The sequence below is a fragment of the Hungatella sp. genome (assembly GCF_046966825.1).
Genome location: NZ_JBKVCZ010000121.1, coordinates 1 through 19,193, shown reverse-complemented (window position 1 = coordinate 19,193; position 19,193 = coordinate 1). Strand labels below are relative to the sequence as shown.

Annotated in this window: 23 protein-coding genes; 2 read left to right on the top strand and 21 right to left on the bottom strand. The window is 51.2% G+C overall.

All coding sequences use genetic code 11. The annotated features are described in order from the left end of the window. Positions 1-75: 75 nt before the first annotated feature. From ACLTD4_RS26330 to leuC, 13 genes are all read right to left on the bottom strand, one after another. The gene (locus ACLTD4_RS26330) at positions 76-1,626 is read right to left on the bottom strand and encodes a response regulator transcription factor (RefSeq protein ID WP_117620573.1); all 1,551 of its coding nucleotides are present in this window, start codon (positions 1,624-1,626) and stop codon (positions 76-78) included. Positions 1,627-1,703: 77 nt separating this feature from the next. Continuing rightward, positions 1,704-2,198, bottom strand: coding sequence for an extracellular solute-binding protein (locus tag ACLTD4_RS26325; RefSeq protein ID WP_412331687.1), 495 nt, complete (start codon positions 2,196-2,198; stop codon positions 1,704-1,706). Positions 2,199-2,257: 59 nt separating this feature from the next. Beyond that, the gene (locus ACLTD4_RS26320) at positions 2,258-2,632 is read right to left on the bottom strand and encodes an extracellular solute-binding protein (protein ID WP_412331686.1); all 375 of its coding nucleotides are present in this window, start codon (positions 2,630-2,632) and stop codon (positions 2,258-2,260) included. Further along, positions 2,599-3,048 carry an extracellular solute-binding protein gene (locus tag ACLTD4_RS26315; protein WP_412331685.1) on the bottom strand — a complete coding sequence of 150 codons (450 nt, stop codon included), beginning with the start codon at positions 3,046-3,048 and terminating at the stop codon, positions 2,599-2,601. The genes ACLTD4_RS26320 and ACLTD4_RS26315 overlap by 34 nt, the downstream gene beginning before the upstream one ends. A 57-nt stretch (positions 3,049-3,105) precedes the next feature. Then, positions 3,106-3,456, bottom strand: a complete 351-nt coding sequence (locus tag ACLTD4_RS26310) for a carbohydrate ABC transporter permease (protein ID WP_412331684.1) — start codon at positions 3,454-3,456, stop codon at positions 3,106-3,108. Next, a complete protein-coding gene (locus ACLTD4_RS26305; RefSeq protein ID WP_412331683.1) occupies positions 3,413-3,940 on the bottom strand; it encodes a hypothetical protein in 528 nt (175 codons plus the stop codon). Before ACLTD4_RS26305 ends, ACLTD4_RS26310 begins: the two co-directional genes overlap by 44 nt. Then, a complete protein-coding gene (locus ACLTD4_RS26300; protein WP_055652933.1) occupies positions 3,940-4,812 on the bottom strand; it encodes a carbohydrate ABC transporter permease in 873 nt (290 codons plus the stop codon). Before ACLTD4_RS26300 ends, ACLTD4_RS26305 begins: the two co-directional genes overlap by 1 nt. 331 nt (positions 4,813-5,143) lie before the next feature. After that, positions 5,144-5,608 carry a YhcH/YjgK/YiaL family protein gene (locus tag ACLTD4_RS26295; RefSeq protein ID WP_117620569.1) on the bottom strand — a complete coding sequence of 155 codons (465 nt, stop codon included), beginning with the start codon at positions 5,606-5,608 and terminating at the stop codon, positions 5,144-5,146. Positions 5,609-5,715: 107 nt separating this feature from the next. Beyond that, on the bottom strand, positions 5,716-6,591 hold the full coding sequence (locus ACLTD4_RS26290; RefSeq protein WP_055652935.1) for a cell wall hydrolase: 876 nt from the start codon (positions 6,589-6,591) through the stop codon (positions 5,716-5,718). A gap of 305 nt (positions 6,592-6,896) precedes the next feature. After that, a complete protein-coding gene (ybaK, locus tag ACLTD4_RS26285; RefSeq protein WP_002603822.1) occupies positions 6,897-7,370 on the bottom strand; it encodes a Cys-tRNA(Pro) deacylase in 474 nt (157 codons plus the stop codon). Continuing rightward, positions 7,324-7,866: a GNAT family N-acetyltransferase gene (locus tag ACLTD4_RS26280; RefSeq protein ID WP_117620568.1), complete on the bottom strand. Its 543-nt coding sequence runs from the start codon at positions 7,864-7,866 to the stop codon at positions 7,324-7,326. Before ACLTD4_RS26280 ends, ybaK begins: the two co-directional genes overlap by 47 nt. Positions 7,867-8,093: 227 nt before the next feature. Then, complete coding sequence (gene leuD, locus ACLTD4_RS26275) at positions 8,094-8,579, bottom strand: 3-isopropylmalate dehydratase small subunit (RefSeq protein WP_055652937.1); 486 nt, start codon at positions 8,577-8,579, stop codon at positions 8,094-8,096. Positions 8,580-8,599: 20 nt separating this feature from the next. Further along, the gene (gene leuC / locus ACLTD4_RS26270; RefSeq protein WP_055652938.1) at positions 8,600-9,865 is read right to left on the bottom strand and encodes a 3-isopropylmalate dehydratase large subunit; all 1,266 of its coding nucleotides are present in this window, start codon (positions 9,863-9,865) and stop codon (positions 8,600-8,602) included. Positions 9,866-10,061: 196 nt separating this feature from the next. Here leuC and ACLTD4_RS26265 point away from each other — a divergent pair, with 196 nt between their 5' ends. After that, the gene (locus ACLTD4_RS26265; protein ID WP_055652939.1) at positions 10,062-10,958 is read left to right on the top strand and encodes a LysR family transcriptional regulator; all 897 of its coding nucleotides are present in this window, start codon (positions 10,062-10,064) and stop codon (positions 10,956-10,958) included. Between the two features lie 136 nt (positions 10,959-11,094). Here ACLTD4_RS26265 and ACLTD4_RS26260 read toward each other — a convergent pair whose 3' ends face one another. Beyond that, positions 11,095-11,415, bottom strand: a complete 321-nt coding sequence (locus ACLTD4_RS26260; protein WP_117620790.1) for a winged helix-turn-helix transcriptional regulator — start codon at positions 11,413-11,415, stop codon at positions 11,095-11,097. Positions 11,416-11,578: 163 nt separating this feature from the next. On the opposite strand from ACLTD4_RS26260, the gene ACLTD4_RS26255 reads away from it, so the two are divergent. Further along, on the top strand, positions 11,579-12,217 hold the full coding sequence (locus ACLTD4_RS26255) for an NAD(P)-dependent oxidoreductase (protein ID WP_412331682.1): 639 nt from the start codon (positions 11,579-11,581) through the stop codon (positions 12,215-12,217). Positions 12,218-12,253: 36 nt separating this feature from the next. Here the strand turns inward: ACLTD4_RS26255 and ACLTD4_RS26250 are convergent, their stop codons facing one another. The 7 genes from ACLTD4_RS26250 to ACLTD4_RS26220 all read right to left on the bottom strand — a co-directional run. Continuing rightward, positions 12,254-12,826, bottom strand: a complete 573-nt coding sequence (locus tag ACLTD4_RS26250) for a GNAT family N-acetyltransferase (protein WP_117620567.1) — start codon at positions 12,824-12,826, stop codon at positions 12,254-12,256. Positions 12,827-13,038: 212 nt separating this feature from the next. Then, the gene (gene ilvC, locus ACLTD4_RS26245; protein WP_002603815.1) at positions 13,039-14,049 is read right to left on the bottom strand and encodes a ketol-acid reductoisomerase; all 1,011 of its coding nucleotides are present in this window, start codon (positions 14,047-14,049) and stop codon (positions 13,039-13,041) included. A gap of 106 nt (positions 14,050-14,155) precedes the next feature. Next, positions 14,156-14,656, bottom strand: coding sequence for an acetolactate synthase small subunit (ilvN, locus tag ACLTD4_RS26240; protein ID WP_002603814.1), 501 nt, complete (start codon positions 14,654-14,656; stop codon positions 14,156-14,158). Positions 14,657-14,875: 219 nt separating this feature from the next. After that, positions 14,876-15,529, bottom strand: a complete 654-nt coding sequence (gene deoC / locus ACLTD4_RS26235; RefSeq protein ID WP_117620566.1) for a deoxyribose-phosphate aldolase — start codon at positions 15,527-15,529, stop codon at positions 14,876-14,878. Positions 15,530-15,549: 20 nt separating this feature from the next. Continuing rightward, positions 15,550-16,872: a pyrimidine-nucleoside phosphorylase gene (locus tag ACLTD4_RS26230; RefSeq protein WP_117620788.1), complete on the bottom strand. Its 1,323-nt coding sequence runs from the start codon at positions 16,870-16,872 to the stop codon at positions 15,550-15,552. Positions 16,873-16,985: 113 nt separating this feature from the next. Continuing rightward, complete coding sequence (locus tag ACLTD4_RS26225; RefSeq protein ID WP_117620565.1) at positions 16,986-18,479, bottom strand: sulfatase-like hydrolase/transferase; 1,494 nt, start codon at positions 18,477-18,479, stop codon at positions 16,986-16,988. A 39-nt stretch (positions 18,480-18,518) separates the two neighbouring features. After that, the coding region (locus ACLTD4_RS26220; protein ID WP_321016862.1) for an ABC transporter permease at positions 18,519-19,193 on the bottom strand (675 nt) is incomplete at its 5' end.

Sequence of the window (19,193 nt, the reverse complement as noted above, 5' to 3'; positions counted from 1 at the left end):
ATACAAAGAGGAATGAGGGAGACTGTCAGAAAGCTCAAAAATATTTTTCTGTTCAGACGGCTCTCCAGCCACGTCTTAATGCGCACTCTCTTCACGTTTTTCCTCCTCCCGCCTCATCCTCTCCCTGTATTCCGACGGTTTCTCCCCCGTCATGGAGGCAAACACCCGGCTGAAATACTTTGCTTCCTTAAATCCCACCCGAAGGCTGACGGCACTGACGGAAAGACCCGTGTGGCTTAAAAGCTCCTTTGCCTGTCCGATCCGCACCTCCGTCAGATAATCGATGAAATTAACACCCGTCTCATCCTTGAACTTCTTGCTGAAATAGCTGGGATTGATTCCGTATTCGTCCGCCACCCAGGCGAGGCTGATATCAGTGCTGTAATGCTCCCTGATCTCACGCTGGATCCGTTTGACAATTGCCGCCACATCCATGCAGTCCTCTTCCTTCAGACAGGACGCTGCCTTTTCAATATACTCTTCAAACCGGTGGCAGATGGACCGGATGCTGTAGTAATTCCGGATCCGGACAGAGAAATCGTATCCCTCCTCGATCAGTTCCAGATATTCCGTCCGGCTCTGTTCCTTATACCGGTCATTCAACAGCTTGATCACCTCGCCCGACAGAACAAAGTAGAAATTTAAGCAGCTGGTTAAGTCGTATCCCTTCTGGATAAAGAGCCCGCAGGCCTGTTTCGTACACTCCCTGATCCGCTCCATGTTGCCGGCCTTTAACGCAGCCAGAAAATCCGCGTGAAGATCGGATTCCGACACCGGAAAGGACTCCGTCTTCCCTTCCCGCCCCAGCCGCAGAATGATGGATTCCCTCGCCTCCGCGAATGCCTCGCCAATCTCCTCCATCGCCTCATGCGCCTCGCTCAGCCCATACTCATAGCTGTGAAGCAGACTCACAAGCACGCTCTCATCCAGCCGGAAGCCCGCAGGATTCACAATGCCTGTGATCAGGACGCCCCAGGTGAAGCGGTCCAGCGGGCAGAGGTAGATGTCCTTACCGGCAGCAGCCTCCTCCAGACGTCCGCGCATCTCCTCCCTCGTCAGAGCGGATTTTTCCAAACGGCGCATCTGAAACAGTGCCAGTTCAAAAAAGCCGCTCTGCCCCTGTCCTGACACCAGGAGGCTGCTAAGCTGGCGCTTCGTCTCATCGCCGGGACTTCGCAGGTACTCCGTCAGGATGTTTTCCACCCCTGCCGTGAAACCGTCCCGGGTCTGTTCCTTTCTCTCCTGCTCCTTTTCCAGCGCCGCGACAGCCTTCTCAACGGCTTCGTAGACCGCCGACCGCTCCAGCGGCTTTAATAAATAGGCCATAACCTCCAGCTCAATAGCGCGCCTCGCATAGTCAAATTCGTCGTAACCGGATATGACGATGGTCTTCGGGAGCCTTTCCCCCGCTTTCTCCAGGCGTTTTAGCACATCGAGGCCGTCGATCAGCGGCATATTGATATCCGTAATCAATATGTCGGGTCTGGTGTCCAGCAGCGCTTTCAACGTCTCTTCCCCGTTATCACTGATTCCCGTCACCGTCACCTCAAAGGGGCTCTCCTTTAAGACCTGGCTCAGCCACCGGCCCACCCAGAACTCATCATCCGCAATCAGTATCCGATACATGTCCCCGTCCCCCTCTCTTGTGCCATTCTTTGGTAAAAGGCAGCCGCAAGACTCAGTCCTGCGGCTGCCAGCCTGCATTATTTCAGCTTCAGATTATTCTCCACCTGTGCGTTTAGGTCCTTGACCGCATTGTCCACGGAATCACCGCCCGCCACATTGGCCGTAAAGGTACGGGCGTCCGCCCACGGGCTGACCACCGCGATGTCAAAGGCGGAATCCACCCACGGAACCATGCGGGCCGCGCTCAGACGCTCCGCCGCTGGCTCCACCACATCGTTGTCCGTGCTGGCTCCATCCGTGCGCGGATTGAAGCTGTTCTGGCTTGCCACGTAGGCGTTCATGCTGTCCAGTCCGGTGAAGAATTCCACGAATTTCCGGGCTGCGTCCTTCTTCTCAGAAGAGCTGTTGATGCAGACGCGGACACCGGCATTGATCAGAATCAGGGAATCGTCATCCTCAACCGGAATACCACCCAGAGTATAGTTCATATCCGGAGCCGCGCTATCAAGTCCTGCCACGAACCAGCTTCCGCCAGGCATAAAGCCGGCCTCTCCCTTTGCGAATTCTGCAATATCGTCCTGACCCGCCGCATAGACGAGGGCCTTGCTTCCGTCCAGATAACCTTTGGAGATCAGTCTTCCAAGTCGAATCCCGGCTGCATCACATCGCCGAATTTCAGCTCGCCGCTGTTCATTTTGGCGATCTGGTCCATCTTATCGGATGCCTGATAGACCGGGTCCATGCTCTTCGCCAGGGAGAGAATGGCAACGCCCGTACCGTCCTTGGCTCCGGCCACGACCGGTGTCTTTCCGGCTTTCTTCAGGATCTCACAATCCTCCAGAAACTCTTTGTAGTTTGCCGGCGCGTGGTCGATGCCCGCTTCCTTCAGCACATCGAGGTTGGAAAACATACCGAATACGGCCACTTCCATGCCGAGACCCGGAATGCTGTCATTGATGGTCAGCAAATCCTTTACGAGGCCGCTGTACTTCTCCACCACAGGCATATCGGACAGATCCTCGGTATGCCCGCAGGCTGCGGCGAATTGGGGTTGGCAAAGAACACGTCGTCCCCCGGCCCGGAAGCCAGTCTCGCGGTGAGTACATCCTGATAACCGCCCGCGTTGCTGATTCCCTCGTACACCACCTTGATATCCGGATTCTCCTTGTTGAACTGTTCGATCAGTTCCGGAATCGCACCTTCCTCCGCTCCGGTCTTAAATCCAAACACCTTAAGCTCTACCTGTTCTCCCGTACTCTCCGCTTCCGCCTTTGTTTCCTCCGATGCAGCGGTCTCCTCCTTCTTCGCCTCGCTGTTCTGTGCTGCCGTCGTCTCCGGCGCAGCCTTCTGTCCGCATCCGGCCAGAGATCCCATTACCATGGCTGCCGCCATGAACCATGCTGCTGTTCTTCTTTTTCTCATGTTTCTTCCTCCTGTTATTCCTTTATTATGATTTTGTTACTATTGCATTTAACTGATTCACCCCTTCACAGACCCGTTTAACATACCGGAAATGATCTGCTTCTGCAGTATGAAATAGACGATCATCAGCGGCAGGATCACCAGGGTTGTCGCCGCAAACAGAATATTCCACTGGATCGACAAGTCACCCTTAAAGAAAAATACCGTAAGAGGCAGTGTCCTGGAATTCTGACCCTGCAGTAGCAGCAGGGGATACATAAAGTTGTTCCAAACCCTTAAGGCGATCACGATCAAAAGCGTTACCATGGGCGGCTTAAGCAGCGGATACACGATTCTGATAAATGTCGTAAAGGGGCTGGCTCCGTCAATATAGGCCGCCTCCTCCAGGGTGACGGGTACGGTATTCACAAAGCCGGAAAAAAAGAACACGCCGTATGCCGCGTTGGCTCCGATAAACGCCAGGATCAGTCCGCAGCGTATTGGCTACGTGAAGCTTCTGCATCCATAAGACGAGAGGCACCATGGCCACCTGCTGCGGCAGCGCCAGACCGATGAGAAACAGCGCGTTCAGTGCGAGAAAGAGCTTCTTTCCTCTTCTCGCCCGCATGATGGCATACGCCCCGCAGGCCCCAAAGAATGTGGTGATCAAAGAGCTGAATACCGTCAATACGGAAGAGTTAAGCAGCGCTCTCCAGTATTTCATTCCCTTCGCCGCAGTTATATAGTTTTCAAAGGCGAAGCTGGTCTTCAGGCTTAAGGGCTCGCTCGCCAGCAGCGCCTCATCCTTCAGGGACACGAGAACCATCATGATCACCGGATAGAACATCAGCATGCAGGCGGCGATTATCAGCAGTTCGAACAGAAAAAGCAATGGTTTCTTTCTGGTTTTCATCAGTAAATCGCCTCCTCTCGTTTTTTCAGAACTCCGATTAAAACCTGCCCGAACAGGACTATCACGATGGTTAAAAGTACGGTCTGAGCCGATGCGTAGCCGTGCAGACCGCGGTTCATATTGGCGACCACATACGTTCCCACCGTCTCCGTGGAGTTCAGCGGTCCGCCGCCTGTCATGGCGTAGACAATGTCAAATACCTTTAGGGACTGGGTAAACGCAAGCGTCACATTGATGGTAGTGGCCGGAGCCAGCATCGGCAGTGTGATGCTCTTGAATTTCTGCCACGGCCCCGCTCCGTCGATGGCCGCCGCTTCCAGAATATCCGTCGATATACTCTGTAAGTTGGACATGTAAATGGTGGAAGAATATCCGATCCACATCCACACATGAGCGATCACCACACAAAACAGCGCTGTCTTTCTGTTTCCCAGCCAGGTGATGTCGGTTCCCAGCAGGTGGTTCAGCATACCGTCCGGCATATAGATAAACTGCCAGATAAATGCCACCACCACGGGGGAGAGCATACACGGTGCAAAAAGCAGCATCCGCAGGAAGTTTCTGGACTTGATTTTCGTGTTCAGCGCCATTGCGAACACGATTGCGAACAGATTCTGTAATACTGTCGCTCCCAGGGCGAAAAGAAAGGTGTTGACCATGGCCTTCTTAAACACCTTGTCATGAAACGCCACATCGTAATTGTTAAATCCCACCCACTTGAATTTCAGGCTGATTCCATTAAAATTCGTCAGGCTGAAAAACATGCTGGATACCACAGGAATAACAAAAAACAGGATATAGACAGCCAGAATCGGCGCAAGGAGCAATAGGTAAAAGTAAAAGTTACTGTATGTCAGCCGTTTCTTTTTCATGGTTCCACCCCTTTATATTTTCCTCATTTTTCCTCTGTTTCATTTCTTTGTAATTTTATTATAGTTGGAAAATGGCCGGGAAAAAACTCCACATTTTTTTGATTCAGGGGGAATTTTTCGCTGGAACGGTTACAGAAACAAAAAACCTCCCTTCGCACAACGAGTCCGGCAAGCCGGACTCGTGCGCCGGAGCGCGGTTGCTTCAGCAGCCAAATTTCCTTAGCGCGGAGTGCGCCTCACCCGGAGGGTTTTGGTTTCATAGGACGAACTTCCCTATGAAACAAAAAAAGAGCGCTCCAGCGAAAGGAACGCTCCGTTATGAGATATCTCATTAATTTTCCTTAATTTTCACAATTACCTTCTTAATCGGGGCCGGCTCGCCGTCTGCTGCTTTCGGCTTATGGCCATCCCACGGATTAAAGATCATATATTCACCTGCTCCGACAACTACCTTTAAACCAGGATTTGCGTTGTCATATAAAACACAGTCTTTTTCTTCGTTATATGGTACTGTCACATTCAGTGCGTCCACCGGTGCATAGGTCATGGTCTCAGTGCCTGTGATCATGTACTGGATATCCGTGTAATCATGGTGTGATTCGTACTTCGCCTCTTCCCACGGAATCGTGGTGTATTCGGTTACATTGGCATAGACGTTCTTGCCGTCAATTTCGTATTTCCCCGGTGCCAGGTTCTCTAAATCGGTATTCTGAAGGAAATCAACTGCCTTATTGTATCTGCCTTCAATTCCAAGCCCTCTGTAAAAATCAAGATTCTTCGCTGAGTCAAAAATCATAGTCCTGTTCTCCTTTATGTATAAAATCTCTTAGTTTCCGGCAGAGTTTTCTTCCCGCTGCCGTCTAGCTATAGTATACACCTAAAGCAGAATATTCTACAATGTTTTTATTTAAAAAACTCATGATTTTGATGGCGGAACAGATACGTTAAATGGGAATCAAACCAGCTCACAGCTCTGCTTCTGGAACCTCTCCGGTTCATGAAGTATAACGCCCCGTCGGAATAGTCCTCCCCTTCCAGCGCCCGGTTCACGCATTCCTTCGTCTCCTCCGTTACCTTCACGGAATTGATGGAACCGTCTGATACCGGTGAAAACTGAGAAGGCTCATAGACAACGCTTCTAACCGAATCCGGGAACTCCTGGCTCTTCACGCGGTTCAGCACCACATTGGCCACGAGAATCTTTCCCTTCTCGTCACAGACTCCGGCTTCTGCCTGAACGATCCGCAGCAGAACCTGATAATCGTCATCTGAGACCGCCTTCCGGCTTGCCGCTTTCTTCTCTTCTTCCCTGCGTCTTTCTTCTTCCAAAGCTTTCTGGCGGGCATTTTCTTCTGCCTCCAGCGCCTTTATTTTAGCATCCATGACAATCTGTTCATTGATACGTTCAAGCTCTTCTTTTGATTCCTGTTGGATCTCCTGTTTCTGCTGTACTTCCTTTTCCAATAGATTACCGGCTAACAGTTGTCCCTGCTTCTTTATTTCGGTAAGTTGGACTTGTACTTTTGCTTCCGTAACAGGTTCCTCTTCTTCTGCATCTTCCTCTTCTGCCGCCGTCTCCTGCCCCGGAGTTTCCGCAAATGCCGTCAGGGCGTTCCTTCCTCCGCTGCCGAAACCGGTCGAGGTAAATGCCACAACGGTGATCACCGCAGCGCCTGCCATAAAGACAGCCGACGATCGATACATCCTTTTTGTGGCCTTCACCGCCAGTCCCCGAAAGAACTGACAGATATGCTGAAGAATTGAGCGCAATGTCAGCATACATACTCCTCTTTCTTTTCTCTCATACATCTAAGCCGCAGACTTTTGCAGCCGTTTCCGGGTGACGAGCGTATTATAGAGGAGTCTTGTCAACAAAGTCAATACTTATTTAACATCTTTGTGATATTTTCCTTGACCGTTTTCTGGTCTTTTTATATTTTTTGTATATATATTACATTTATAAGCTTGTTTCAAGCTATATTTTTATTTATATTTATTATTTAATCTTTACAAATCTGTTACATTTCTGTTACTTATTTAAAGTTGCAAATTTTGTGTTTTTTTGCGTTTTTATTTTATGTAAACTATTCAAACGTCAGGGAAGCAAATTTTCCCCGGATGAAGGTCACCAGGGTTTGTGGGGAGATCAGGATCTGCTGGCCTCTTAATCCGGCGCTTATGGCGATCTCATCATACAAAACAGCACTTTCTTCGACAAAAGTGGGGAATTGCTTCTTCATCCCGATGGGAGAGCATCCCCCTCTGATGTATCCCGTAACGGCCAGAAGGTCCTTCATATGGATCATTTCCACCTTCTTATCGCCTGCCGCCCTGGCCGTCTTCTTTAAATCCAGCTCCGCATCCACAGGGATGCAGCATACCAGATAGCCCATCTTCTCCCCTTTAAGCACCAGAGTCTTAAACACGCTTCCGTGATCCACTCCCATCATGTCCGCGGCATGGCTTCCCGATAAGTCATTCTCATCCACCTCGTACTCTTTTGTTCTGTATTCAATTTTTGCCTTGTCCAGCATACGCATGGCGTTCGTCTTCACCATCTGATTCACTCCTTTCTGAATTTCCGGCATGTCCGGAAAGCTTCTTCAGCTGATCGCCGGTAATCCGGTAAACCGTCCAGTCGTCCATGGGAACGGCTCCCATGGCACGGTAGAATTCAATGCTCGGTTTATTCCAGTCGAGGCACCACCACTCCAGGCGTCCGCAGCCCCGCTCCACAGCGAGCTCTGCCAGGCGCTTCAAAAAAGCGGTTCCGCAGCCCTTTCCCCGGTATTCCGGTCTGACGTAAAGGTCCTCCAGGTAAATTCCGGCTCTGCCCAGAAATGTAGAAAAGTTATGGAAAAACAGGGCAAATCCCACCGGTTCTCCACCCTCCTTCCCAATCAGCACCTCAGCCTTTTTCTTTTCAAAAATCCATTCCCGCAGCAGCTCCTCTGTCGCCTCCACCTCGGAAAGCATTCCCTCATAGTCGGCAAGTTCCTTTATAAATCGCAGGATCAGCCCTGTGTCTTCCTCCGCGGCAAATTGAATTGTCATACGGCATATCCTCCCTTTCGACAGTTTTTGATGTGTTTCTTCTATATAATATAGCACTGCCTGCGCGCCGTGTATAGGAAAAATTATTTCATCCCGCTTCGTGACGGGCAGAACGCTCCGTAGGTTCTGCCTGCAGACAGCAAATCATGAAAGAGAAGCCCGGATATGCCAGAATGCTGTCTCTGGTATATCCGGGCTCCTCCGGCTTCCGTTTTCGGGACGGTACCCTACTTCTGATTTATATATGGAATCAATCCCCCTGCAGAAATAATCTTCTGCATAAACGGCGGGAATGCCTGGCCCTCATAGGACTGTCCCGTCGTCTTATTCGTAATGATGCCGCTGTCAAAATCGACTTCCACCTCGTCACCCGCAGCGATGGCCTTAGCAGCCTCCGGGCATTCGATGATCGGCAGGCCGATGTTGATGGCGTTGCGGTAAAAAATTCTTGCAAAAGTCTCCGCTATGACACAGCTGACCCCCGCGCACTTGATTACGAGCGGCGCATGCTCTCTGGAGGAGCCGCAACCAAAATTCTTATTCGCTACGATAATATCGCCTTTTTTTACATTTTTCACAAAATCCCTGTCGATATCTTCCATACAGTGTTTGGCAAGCTCATATCCATCTGTAATATTTAAATATCTGGCCGGAATGATGACATCCGTGTCCACATTGTCCCCATATTTAAAAACGGAACCTGTCGCTTTCATTAATCTGTCCTCCTTTTTCCTTATAAGCCGAGTTCTTCCGGCGCTGAAATCTTTCCAGTGATGGCGCTGGCCGCCGCGATCGCCGGGCTTGCCAGATACACTTCAGAATCTACATGGCCCATACGGCCTACAAAGTTCCTGTTCGTTGTGGAGATACAGCGTTCTCCTGCAGCCAGAATTCCCATGTAACCACCCAGACACGGTCCGCAGGTCGGTGTGCTCACGATCGCTCCCGCCTCGATAAAGATCTCCAGAAGTCCCTCTCTCATGGCCTGCAGGTAGATCTCCTGCGTCGCAGGAATCACGATACAGCGGACATTTTTCGCCACTTTTCTGCCCTTCATCACCTTTGCAGCGATTCTCATATCGTCGATCCGCCCATTGGTACAGGAACCGATCACCGACTGATCCACCGTGATATCACCGAAGGAACCGATGGTCTTTGTATTCTCCGGAAGGTGCGGGAACGCCACTGTCGGCTTCAGTTCCGATAAATCGATGGTGTAGACCTCGTCATACTCTGCATCGGGATCGGCCTCATAAACGGTGAACTCCCGTTTGGAGTGCTCCTTCATGTACTGAACGGCCAGGTCATCCACAGGGAAAATGCCGTTCTTTCCGCCCGCCTCGATGGCCATGTTACAGATGGTAAAGCGGTCATCCATGGTTAAGTTCTTAATTCCCTCGCCGGTGAATTCCATGGATTTATAGAGAGCGCCATCCACGCCGATCATACCGATAATATGTAAAATGACGTCTTTTCCGCTGACCCAGCCGCCTGGTTTGCCAACCAGCTCGAATTTCAGCGCAGACGGTACCTTAAACCATGCTTTTCCCGTCACCATACCGGCCGCCATGTCCGTACTTCCCACACCGGTGGAAAATGCACCGAGAGCGCCGTATGTACACGTATGTGAGTCTGCGCCGATCACTGCATCACCGGCTACCACAAGTCCTTTTTCCGGAAGCAGCGCGTGCTCAATTCCCATCTGTCCCACGTCAAAGTAATTGCTGATCTCATGTCTGCATGCGAAATCGCGGCAGCACTTGCAGTTTTCCGCTGATTTAATATCCTTGTTCGGGATAAAATGGTCCATAACCAGAGCGATCTTATCCTTGTCGAAAACTGTCTCTGTGTCGAATTTTTTCATCTCGTTGATAGCCACCGGAGAGGTGATATCATTCCCCAATACAAGATCCAAATCCGCCTCAATCAACTGTCCGGCCTTCACGTCCGAAAGCCCCGCATGAGCCGCTAAAATTTTCTGGGTCATTGTCATTCCCATAATCTATATCCTCCTTCAAACCCTGTTCTCATTTTCTGCTTTACATTCTAACATACTTATTGATATAATAGAAATACATAATATGAATACTTAATATAATAGTCAGTTATACCGTTCCGGCTGGACGGGGACGGACCAGAGCGCGCAGCGCGGGGCAGAGGGCCAACCGGAACGGATACCAGGAAAAGAGGCATATATGGAACAAAACCTTTCGCAATATAAGATTTTCTACGAAGTGGCAAAGGCAGGAAACATCTCCAAGGCCGCCAAGGAGCTTTACATCAGTCAGCCCGCCATCAGTAAATCCATCAGCAAGCTGGAAGACAGTTTAGGTGTCTCCCTCTTCACCCGGAATTCCAGAGGCGTTCAGCTGACCAGCGAGGGGGAACTGCTCTTTCACCATACGGAATCTGCCTTCGAGGCACTGAGCCGTGGAGAAAATGAGCTGAAGCGGATCAAGGACTTTAATATCGGCCATCTGCGCATCGGCGTAAGCAACACACTCTGCAAATATATCCTGCTCCCTTACTTAAAGGGCTTCATCGAAAAGTATCCGCATGTGAAGATCACCATCGAGAGCCAGTCCACCACCCACACCATCGCCATGCTGGAACAGCAGCACATCGATCTGGGGCTTATCGCCGAACCGTCCAGCAGAAAACCGCTGATCTTCGTCCCGGTGATGAGCATTCAGGATATCTTCGTATCCACGAAACCGTATCTGGACAACTTATACCTGCGGGAAGGCAGGAATACAGATATCTTTCAGACCGGCAACATCCTGCTTCTGGACCGGAACAACATGACAAGAAAATACATCGATGAGTACTTAAGCGAACATCAGATCGTCCCCGGCCAGGTGCTGGAGGTAAACACCATGGATATTCTGATCGAGTTCGCCAAGATCGGCCTCGGAATCGGCTGTGTGATCCGGGAGTTCGTTCAGGAAGAGCTGGACAAGAAGACACTGGTCACGATTCCCATGAAATGGCCGATCAAAAAGCGTACCATCGGCTTCGCCTATAATCCAGGGGGGACTTCCAGAGCGTTAGAGGATTTCTTATCCTTCTGTGACAGTTTTCCGATCTCGTAACCGGATATCGCGAAAACTGGATATTACGAAGCCTGCATAATTCGGACCGCATGGAGACAGCAGTTATCTGTTGTCCCAGGCGGTCCGTTCTTATTTCTCTATTTCTCTATTTCTCTATTTTCTCACATTTTTATGCTCAGTTCAGCTTTCTCTTATACTCCATCCCCCACTCAACCATCGCGTCCAGAATGGGCTTCAGACTGTAGCCTGTATCCGTAAGCGTATACTCCACTCTGGGAGGCACCTCCGCGTAGACCTTTCTGTTCACCAGTCCATCCGCCTCCATCTCCCGCAGATTGGAGGTCAGCACCTTCTGGGAAATAGAACCGATAGATTTCTTCAGTTCCCCAAAACGCTTCGTACCGTCTAACAAATCCCGGATAATCAGCACTTTCCATCTGTCGCTGATCAGCATCAGCGTCGTCTCAACCGGACATGCCGGCAATATCTTTTCCATTGCTTCCTCCATTTCCTGTTTTGTCTGGTTTCTCATTCATAGTTTCTTTTAGGTACCTATAGCACAAAAAAGTGCTTACTTTACATTTTTGCTGTACAGCCCTATTATAATTCTATAAACACCAAAAAACAAGTCTAATTACATTTTAAGGAGGATCTTATCAATGAAATCTATGAAAATGGCGGTAGTATGTGCGAACGGAAAAGCAGGAAGGCTGATTGTTGAAAAAGCGGTGGAACGCGGGATCGAGGTCACCGCAGTTGTCCGCGAGGAAAACAGAAGCTCGGCCCAAAACGTTATCAAGAAGGACTTATTCTCCCTGGTTCCGGAAGATCTGGCGGGCTTCGACGCGGTTATTGACGCCTTCGGTGCATGGACTCCGGAAACACTGCCGCAGCACAGCTCGTCCTTAAAGCATCTATGTGATCTTTTGAGCGGAACCGGGACCCGCCTGCTGGTCGTCGGCGGAGCCGGTAGCCTCTACGTCAACCCCGATCATACGGCGCAAGTCATGGATGGACCCGACTTTCCCGAGGCCTTCGTACCTCTGGCGGGCAGCATGGGGCAGGCCCTCGATGAACTCCTGAAACGCGAGGATGTCAGATGGACCTATTTGAGTCCTGCCTGTGACTTCCGCGCGGACGGCGGGGAGACTGGAAAATATCTGTTTGGCGGGGAAGAACTCTTCCTGAATGCGAAGGGGGAAAGTGTGATCAGCTACGTGGACTATGCTTCCGCCATGATCGAAGAGGCCATAAACGGAAGCCATATCAGAGAACGGATCTCTGTGATAGAAGCATAGCCCGGCCCCATTCCCTCGTACTGTCTGTGGTTCGCTCTATTTCTCTGCCTGCTTTCCGCCGAAATAGTCTTCGGCCAGAATCCCGTATTCAGAGAAATCACAGATTCCCTGGTTATTGATATCTGCCTGCCTCATAGTCCCTTCATACTTCATTCCGCACTTTTTCATCACGCGGCCCGAATTGGGATTATGAGGATCGTGGCGGGACTCTACCCGGTTCATTCCGGCTTCCTCGAAGAAAAAACGGATCAGGGCGGCCAGCGCCTCCGATGTGATCCCCTGCTGCCACCATTTTTTCCCGATGCAGTAGCCGATGTGCACCATTGCGATCTCATCTCTGCCATGGACTGCGCCGATGCTTCCGACCGGCTCACCGATGTCCCTGGGCACAATCGCCCACTGGTAAACTGCGTTGTCATCATATTGGGACACCCAGCTTTCCAGCACCATTCTTGAAACCTCAACCGATGGGTGAGCCGGCCATGTCAGATACTTCGTTACCTCCGGGTCATTGGCCCAGTTACGGAACATTGCATCCGCGTCATCCATTGTAAACCGTCTTAATATCAGCCTCTCTGTCTCTACTCTCTTCGTTCCCAAATGTTTCATCACACAGCCTCCTTAGACATACTTACGATTCGCCATACAAGAGAGTCCGGCGAGCCGGACTCTTGCGCCGGAGCGCGGTCGCTTCAGCGGCCATATTTCTTTAGCGCGGAGTGCGCATCCCCCGGAGGGTTTTTATTTCATAGGAGGAACTTTCCTGTGAAATAAAAAAAGGCGGAAGATGGCAGTTACCTTCCATCTCCCGCGTATTCTAATTAGTTATCGATCAGCTTGCCGCCGTCATTCCAGCTGTAAAGCTTTCTCAGTTCAGCACCAACCTTCTCCGCCGGATGCTCCGCTTCTTTTCTTCTCATCGCGTTGAAGTGAGAACAGCCCACCTGGTTCTCAAGCAGCCAGTCCTTTGCAAAGGAGCCATCCTGGATATCTGTCAGGATCTGCTTCATCGCCTTCTTAGTCTCGTCTGTTACGATCTTCGGTCCGGTGATGTAATCGCCGTACTCAGCCGTATTGGAGATGGAGTATCTCATTCCGGCGAATCCGCTCTCGAAGATTAAGTCAACGATCAGCTTCATCTCATGGATACACTCGAAATAAGCGTTCTCAGGCGCATATCCAGCCTCTACCAGAGTCTCGAAGCCAGCCTTCATCAGTGCACATACACCGCCGCATAATACAGCCTGCTCGCCGAAAAGGTCTGTCTCTGTCTCTACCTTGAAGGTTGTCTCTAAAACGCCTGCTCTTGCTCCGCCTAATGCCAGCGCGTAAGCCAGTGCCATATCTTTTGCCTTGCCTGTATAATCCTGATGAACCGCTACGAGACACGGTGTTCCTCTGCCAACCACATACTCATTTCTTACTGTGTGGCCAGGTGCCTTCGGAGCGATCATGGTAACATCTACATTCTTTGGAGGTACGATCTGTCCGAAATGGATCGCGAAGCCGTGTGCAAACATCAGCATGTTGCCCTCTTCCAGATTCGGTTCTACAGATTCCTTGTACATGGCTGCCTGCTTCTCATCGTTGATTAAGATCATGATGATATCGGCTTTCTTTGCTGCCTCTGCTGCTGTATAAACGGTTAAGCCCTGTGCCTCTGCCTTTGCCCATGACTTGCTGCCCTCATAAAGTCCTACGATTACGTCACAGCCGGATTCCTTTAAATTCAATGCGTGTGCATGTCCCTGGCTGCCGTATCCGATGACTGCAATGGTCTTTCCCTCTAATAAGGATAAGTTACAGTCTTCCTGATAATAAATCTTTGCCATCTTTTTATTTCCTCCTCATATATGTATTCATATTATTATTGTTAAAGGAACTATGCCGACGACTCTCTGTCCGCCTTTGGCAATACCTCTAGCTAACTTCATAAAACTATGGTAAGTAACGGACGTCATCAGACCCTCTTGAGAGTCCCGTAAGACCGGTTCTCGCCAGCTCCAGTATCTCATAGTCTTCCAACAGATTGATGAGCGCGTCCAGCTTTGACTGGTCGCCCGTCAGCATAACTGTCAGAGAATCTTTACCGACATCGACGATGGTGGCACGGAAAATATCCGCGATAGCGCTGACCGCCTGCCTTTCACTGGCATTGGCCCGGACCTTGACTAAGATCAGCTCCCTGTATACGGAATGACCCGGCTTCAATTCCTTAATGTCGCGCACATCCTCCAGCTTGCGAAGCTGTTTCTCGATCTGGTCCAAAATTTCCTGGTCTCCGATGGAAACCACTGTCATTCTGGAATATCTCTCATCCGCGGTGACACCCACGGTAAGGCTTTCAATGTTGTAGCCACGGCGGCTGAACAGCCCTGCCACACGGCTCAAAACACCGGAAGTATTGTCAACCAGCAACGATAATACGATTCTTTCCATTCATATCCCCGCCTTTTTGTATAGTAATTTTAATGATAACAACCTTGCTTCTATTTGTCAACTACATAAAAGTAATGTGTATTATAAATTCAGGTTATACTTCCGTTTTATAACAGAGGAAAATGGTGAGCCGCAGAAAAGTCCGGCCCCTTCGTTCGCGCCAAATACAGGCGCGTTCGCCAGGTCCGGACTTTCTTACAGGAACCACCGATCCACTTTTTACTTCTGAAGCTCTGCCACCTGCTTTACCACACTGCTGGCGCCTACGCGGCTGCAGCCCGCTTCCACATAATTCTTTAAGTCTTCCAGCGTTCTGACGCCGCTGGCGGCCTTGATTTTAACGTTCTCCCCGATATTTGCCTGAAACAGCCCGATATCGGAGAGCAGGGCGCCTGCGGTTCCGAATCCGGTGGAGGTTTTGATAAAATCCGCCCCTGCATTGGTCACCGCGCGGCACATGGCAGTCTTTTCTTCCTCCGTGAGATAACACGTCTCGATGATAACCTTTAAAATACGGTCGCCTGTGGCCTCCTTCAAGGCTCTGATCTCGTCCTCAACCTTCTGATACTCTCCGTTCTTTACGTCGGTCAAATTGATCACCATATCGATCTCATCCGCGCCGTCCGCCAGAGCCTCTCTCACTTCACAGACCTTGGCCGCCGTCACGCTGTATCCCAGAGGGAAGCCTACAACCGTACAGATCGTCAGGTCGGGATACGTCTCACGGATTCTCTTGATATAGCAGGGCGGCACGCAGACGGATGCCGTCTGGTATTCGACCGCCTCGTCACACAGTCTGCAAATCTCCTCCCATGAAGCGCAGGCCTTTAACAGGGTATGGTCCACACAATGAAGCATCTCAGCATATGTCATAGTTATTCTATCCTCTCTCTCTAATATCGTTCCACGCCGTCTTTCGTAATTCTCGCATAGATCAGTTTTTCCGCTTCCGGCTGCTCTTTTCCGATCACGACCGCCTCTTTTAACAAGCTGATGGCTCCCGATAAGAGGCTGACCGCCGAGGTATACAGTGTGGCGACCGTCTGTCCGTTTTCCACACGGTCGCCGATCTTCGCATTCAGAATAATGCCTGCACCGTAATCGATAGAGTCTTCCTTCTTTCTTCTGCCGGCCCCCAGCTCCACGGCCGCCATCCCGATCTTCTCCGTATCCATGGCGGTAATATAGCCGCTTTTTTCTGCTTTCAGTTCATATTCCACCGGCGAGACAGTAAATTTCTCAGGCTTTCTCACATAGGAAGCGTCTCCGCCCTGAGCCTCTACCATCTGGCAGAATTTTTCGAATGCCTTTCCGGACTTAATCGCCTCTTTCGCCATGGCGGTGCACGCTTCCATGGTTCCCATCCCGGCCAGATACAGCATGTTGGACGACAGGGCGAGACAAATCTGCGTGAAGTCCTCAGGACCATGGCCCTTCAGTGTGGCAACCGCCTCCATGACCTCCAGGGCATTACCGATATTTCTGCCCAGAGGACGGTCCATATCGGTGACCAGAGCGACGACTTCCCGTCCCACGTTCGTGCCGATATCCACCATCTCCCTGGCCAGCGCGATGGAATCGTCCAGCGTCTTCATAAATGCGCCGCTTCCCGTCTTCACATCCAGAAGAATGCGGTCGGAACCGGAAGCGATCTTCTTGGACATGATGCTGGCCGCGATCAGGGAAATATTATCCACCGTGGCAGTTACGTCCCGGAGCGCATACAGCTTCTTATCCGCCGGCGCCAGATTCCCCGTCTGTCCGGCCACGGCGATACCGATCTCTTTCACCATATCGAAGAATTTCGACTGGTCCAGAGACGTTGTGAGGCCCGGTATGGCCTCCAGCTTATCCAGAGTACCGCCCGTGTGTCCCAGCCCTCTGCCGGAAAGCTTCGCCACAGGAACGCCGCAGGCAGCCGCCACAGGCCCGATCACCATGGTGGTCTTGTCTCCCACGCCGCCGGTGGAGTGTTTATCCACCTTGATTCCGGGAATGGGCGACAGATCGATCTCATCGCCGGATGCCGCCATGCAGCCCGTCAAATAAGCGGTCTCATGCTCGTTCATCCCCTGAAAATAGATGGCCATCAGCAGGGCGGAGGCCTGGTAATCCGGTATCTCTCCCTCTGTATACCCATTTACGAAGTACCCAATCTCCTCGTCGGTCAGGACTCCTCCATCCCGTTTCTTCATAATAATATCATACATTCTCATGATTCTTCGCTCCCTTCCGCCATACAGTGTCTCCGGAACGCCGGGGGAGAAGGACTGTTTTCTGGCCTCCGCCGCCTCTTCAATCAGCATCTGCGTGATTTTTTCATCCATTTCTACAGTACCTCCACCGGATCATCGGTCCGTTTCTGCCATACGCGGAGCCTGTTTTCCAAATCGGCCCTCACATCGGCAAAGGCCGGATCTTCATACAGATTATGTAACTCGAACGGGTCTGTCCTCAGATTGTAGAGTTCCGCAATGCTTTCCTTATTGGCGATGAGCTTGTAATCGCCGTGAACCAGCATTCTGCTGTTGATATCTTCTCCGTACCCGTGGCCAAAGGTCTCTGCCATCAGGTCGTCATCCCACTGGTCCGTCTTTCCGGTAAGCAGAGGCAGAAGGCTTCTGCCGTGGACTTTATTCTTTGTAAAGGCGGTTCCTGCCGCGTCGAGAATTGTAACCGGATAATCGATGGTGCTGATCAGTTCATCCCGAACCTGGCCTGCCGGAATCACACCGTCCCATTTGACCGCACAGGGAATTCTCATGACTTCCTCGGACATATAGGAGCCCTTGTCAAAGTGGCCGCCCTGGCTGGCCAGCGCATCGCCGTGATCCGTTGTCCAGATAATCATCGTATTCTTATCCAGGCCCAGCTCCTTTAACTTGTCGACGATCATTCCGCCTGCCGCATCCAGCATGGTGATGTGTGCAAACGCATGTCGGATAATCTCCGTCCATTCATCCCAGTTTACGGCGCTTGGAATGATTAACTGGTCATCTTTTCCGAATGGTGAACTTCTCTCCCTGTAATAAGCGCCCGGTTTTCCCTGAAGGCGGTTCCGGTAGCTGCCGTACTCCGGCAGAACGAAATCTTCCTTCGGATACAGATCGAGGAATTCCTGCGTCGGGAAATGAGGCTGGTGAGGTCCCCAGAAATCCACTCGTAAGGAAAAGGGCTGGTCACTCTCCGACTTTGCCAGCTTTTCCAGCTGCTCGCAGGCCAGCGTGGCCAGGAAGAAAGACTCGTGGGTTTCCTTTGGAGTGAGTGTGCTTCCCACCGCGTGCTCGCCGCACCAGTTGGCCTTGCACTGGTAATCCACATCATCTGCACATTCCGCCCAGTCACCGCGGCTGCTGATCTCAGGAATATCGAAGTAACGGTCAATATGATGGAGCGCCTGCGGTAAGTTGTACCGCTTTAAATATTCCTTATACTCCGGCTGAATATAAGGGTTGCTGTAATCGGTTCTGGAGAATCCTCTGCAGTGATGTTCATTCGCCGCGCCCGGACCTGCATGCCATTTGCCGAAATAGTAATTGTCGTATCCCGCTTCCGCCAGCGTATCGAGATAAACCTCGTGATCGTACGGCGGGTCCGTATAGTTGTGATACTGCTTGTGGGTATGGGCAAACAGGCCGGTCAGCATGGTACGCCTAGTCGGGCCGCACAGCGGTGTCGCACAGTAGGAATGAGTGAAACAGGCGCCCTCGGCTGCCAGCTTCATGAAGTTCGGACGCATTGGTACCGGACCGTTTTCCCATTCCCAATGGTAATATGCCTGATGGTCATTCTGTATAAATATGATATTGGGTTTTTGTGACATTTTAACATGTTCTCCTTGTCTTTTTGATAAATACTCCTGCTACCGCTGCTGGACAAACTTGGTGTATGGCTTGCCGCTGGCGGCGATTCCCACCGCACTGCTGTTCTTCTTTAAGCTGACGGCAAGAACCAAAAGGCTGGCCAGATACGGAATCATCTGGATAAACTCACTGGGCACCGGATTTCCCGGAATTGTCTGCACGTAAAGCTGAATCGCGCTGAACAGTCCGAAGAACATGGACGAGGCAAAGGCCCCGATCGGCGACCAGCGTCCCATGGTAACGGCTCCCAGAGCCAGATAACCACGGCCTGCCACCATTCCCTCCTGGAATAAATTCATCTGTCCGAGTGAGAGAAATGCGCCTCCCAGCCCGCCCAGCACACCGGACAGGATCACGGAGAAATACCGGATCTTGTGAACGGATAAGCCGGCCGTCTCGGCTGCTTTCGGGTTCTCACCCACGGTGATGATCCGAAGTCCGAGGGGGGTGTATTTAAACATACAGTGAATCAGAATCAGCGCCAGAAACGCGATATACACGAAGGGGGACAAATCGGATAAAAATCCTCCCACCACCGGAATCGACGAAAGAATCGGCGTATGCTCCAGGCTCGGAACCTGCGGAGAGCTGCCCTGCTGCCCGAAGACCGCCTTCAGTCCCACACCGGAAAATCCGGTTGCGAGGAGCACCAGCGCCATGGAACTGACTGACTG

Bases quoted from the DNA above. Each gene is read 5' to 3' on its own strand.
- ACLTD4_RS26330 (WP_117620573.1), bottom strand. From the start codon at position 1,626: ATGTATCGGATACTGATTGCGGATGATGAGTTCTGGGTGGGCCGGTGG.
- ACLTD4_RS26320 (WP_412331686.1), bottom strand. From the start codon at position 2,632: ATGCCTGTGGTGGAGAAGTACAGCGGCCTCGTAAAGGATTTGCTGACC.
- ACLTD4_RS26315 (WP_412331685.1), bottom strand. From the start codon at position 3,048: ATGAGAAAAAGAAGAACAGCAGCATGGTTCATGGCGGCAGCCATGGTA.
- ACLTD4_RS26305 (WP_412331683.1), bottom strand. From the start codon at position 3,940: ATGAAAACCAGAAAGAAACCATTGCTTTTTCTGTTCGAACTGCTGATA.
- ACLTD4_RS26300 (WP_055652933.1), bottom strand. From the start codon at position 4,812: ATGAAAAAGAAACGGCTGACATACAGTAACTTTTACTTTTACCTATTG.
- ACLTD4_RS26295 (WP_117620569.1), bottom strand. From the start codon at position 5,608: ATGATTTTTGACTCAGCGAAGAATCTTGATTTTTACAGAGGGCTTGGA.
- ACLTD4_RS26290 (WP_055652935.1), bottom strand. From the start codon at position 6,591: ATGCTGACATTGCGCTCAATTCTTCAGCATATCTGTCAGTTCTTTCGG.
- ybaK (WP_002603822.1), bottom strand. From the start codon at position 7,370: ATGGTGAAGACGAACGCCATGCGTATGCTGGACAAGGCAAAAATTGAA.
- ACLTD4_RS26280 (WP_117620568.1), bottom strand. From the start codon at position 7,866: ATGACAATTCAATTTGCCGCGGAGGAAGACACAGGGCTGATCCTGCGA.
- leuD (WP_055652937.1), bottom strand. From the start codon at position 8,579: ATGAAAGCGACAGGTTCCGTTTTTAAATATGGGGACAATGTGGACACG.
- leuC (WP_055652938.1), bottom strand. From the start codon at position 9,865: ATGGGAATGACAATGACCCAGAAAATTTTAGCGGCTCATGCGGGGCTT.
- ACLTD4_RS26265 (WP_055652939.1), top strand. From the start codon at position 10,062: ATGGAACAAAACCTTTCGCAATATAAGATTTTCTACGAAGTGGCAAAG.
- ACLTD4_RS26260 (WP_117620790.1), bottom strand. From the start codon at position 11,415: ATGGAAAAGATATTGCCGGCATGTCCGGTTGAGACGACGCTGATGCTG.
- ACLTD4_RS26255 (WP_412331682.1), top strand. From the start codon at position 11,579: ATGAAATCTATGAAAATGGCGGTAGTATGTGCGAACGGAAAAGCAGGA.
- ACLTD4_RS26250 (WP_117620567.1), bottom strand. From the start codon at position 12,826: ATGAAACATTTGGGAACGAAGAGAGTAGAGACAGAGAGGCTGATATTA.
- ilvC (WP_002603815.1), bottom strand. From the start codon at position 14,049: ATGGCAAAGATTTATTATCAGGAAGACTGTAACTTATCCTTATTAGAG.
- ilvN (WP_002603814.1), bottom strand. From the start codon at position 14,656: ATGGAAAGAATCGTATTATCGTTGCTGGTTGACAATACTTCCGGTGTT.
- deoC (WP_117620566.1), bottom strand. From the start codon at position 15,529: ATGACATATGCTGAGATGCTTCATTGTGTGGACCATACCCTGTTAAAG.
- ACLTD4_RS26230 (WP_117620788.1), bottom strand. From the start codon at position 16,872: ATGAGAATGTATGATATTATTATGAAGAAACGGGATGGAGGAGTCCTG.
- ACLTD4_RS26225 (WP_117620565.1), bottom strand. From the start codon at position 18,479: ATGTCACAAAAACCCAATATCATATTTATACAGAATGACCATCAGGCA.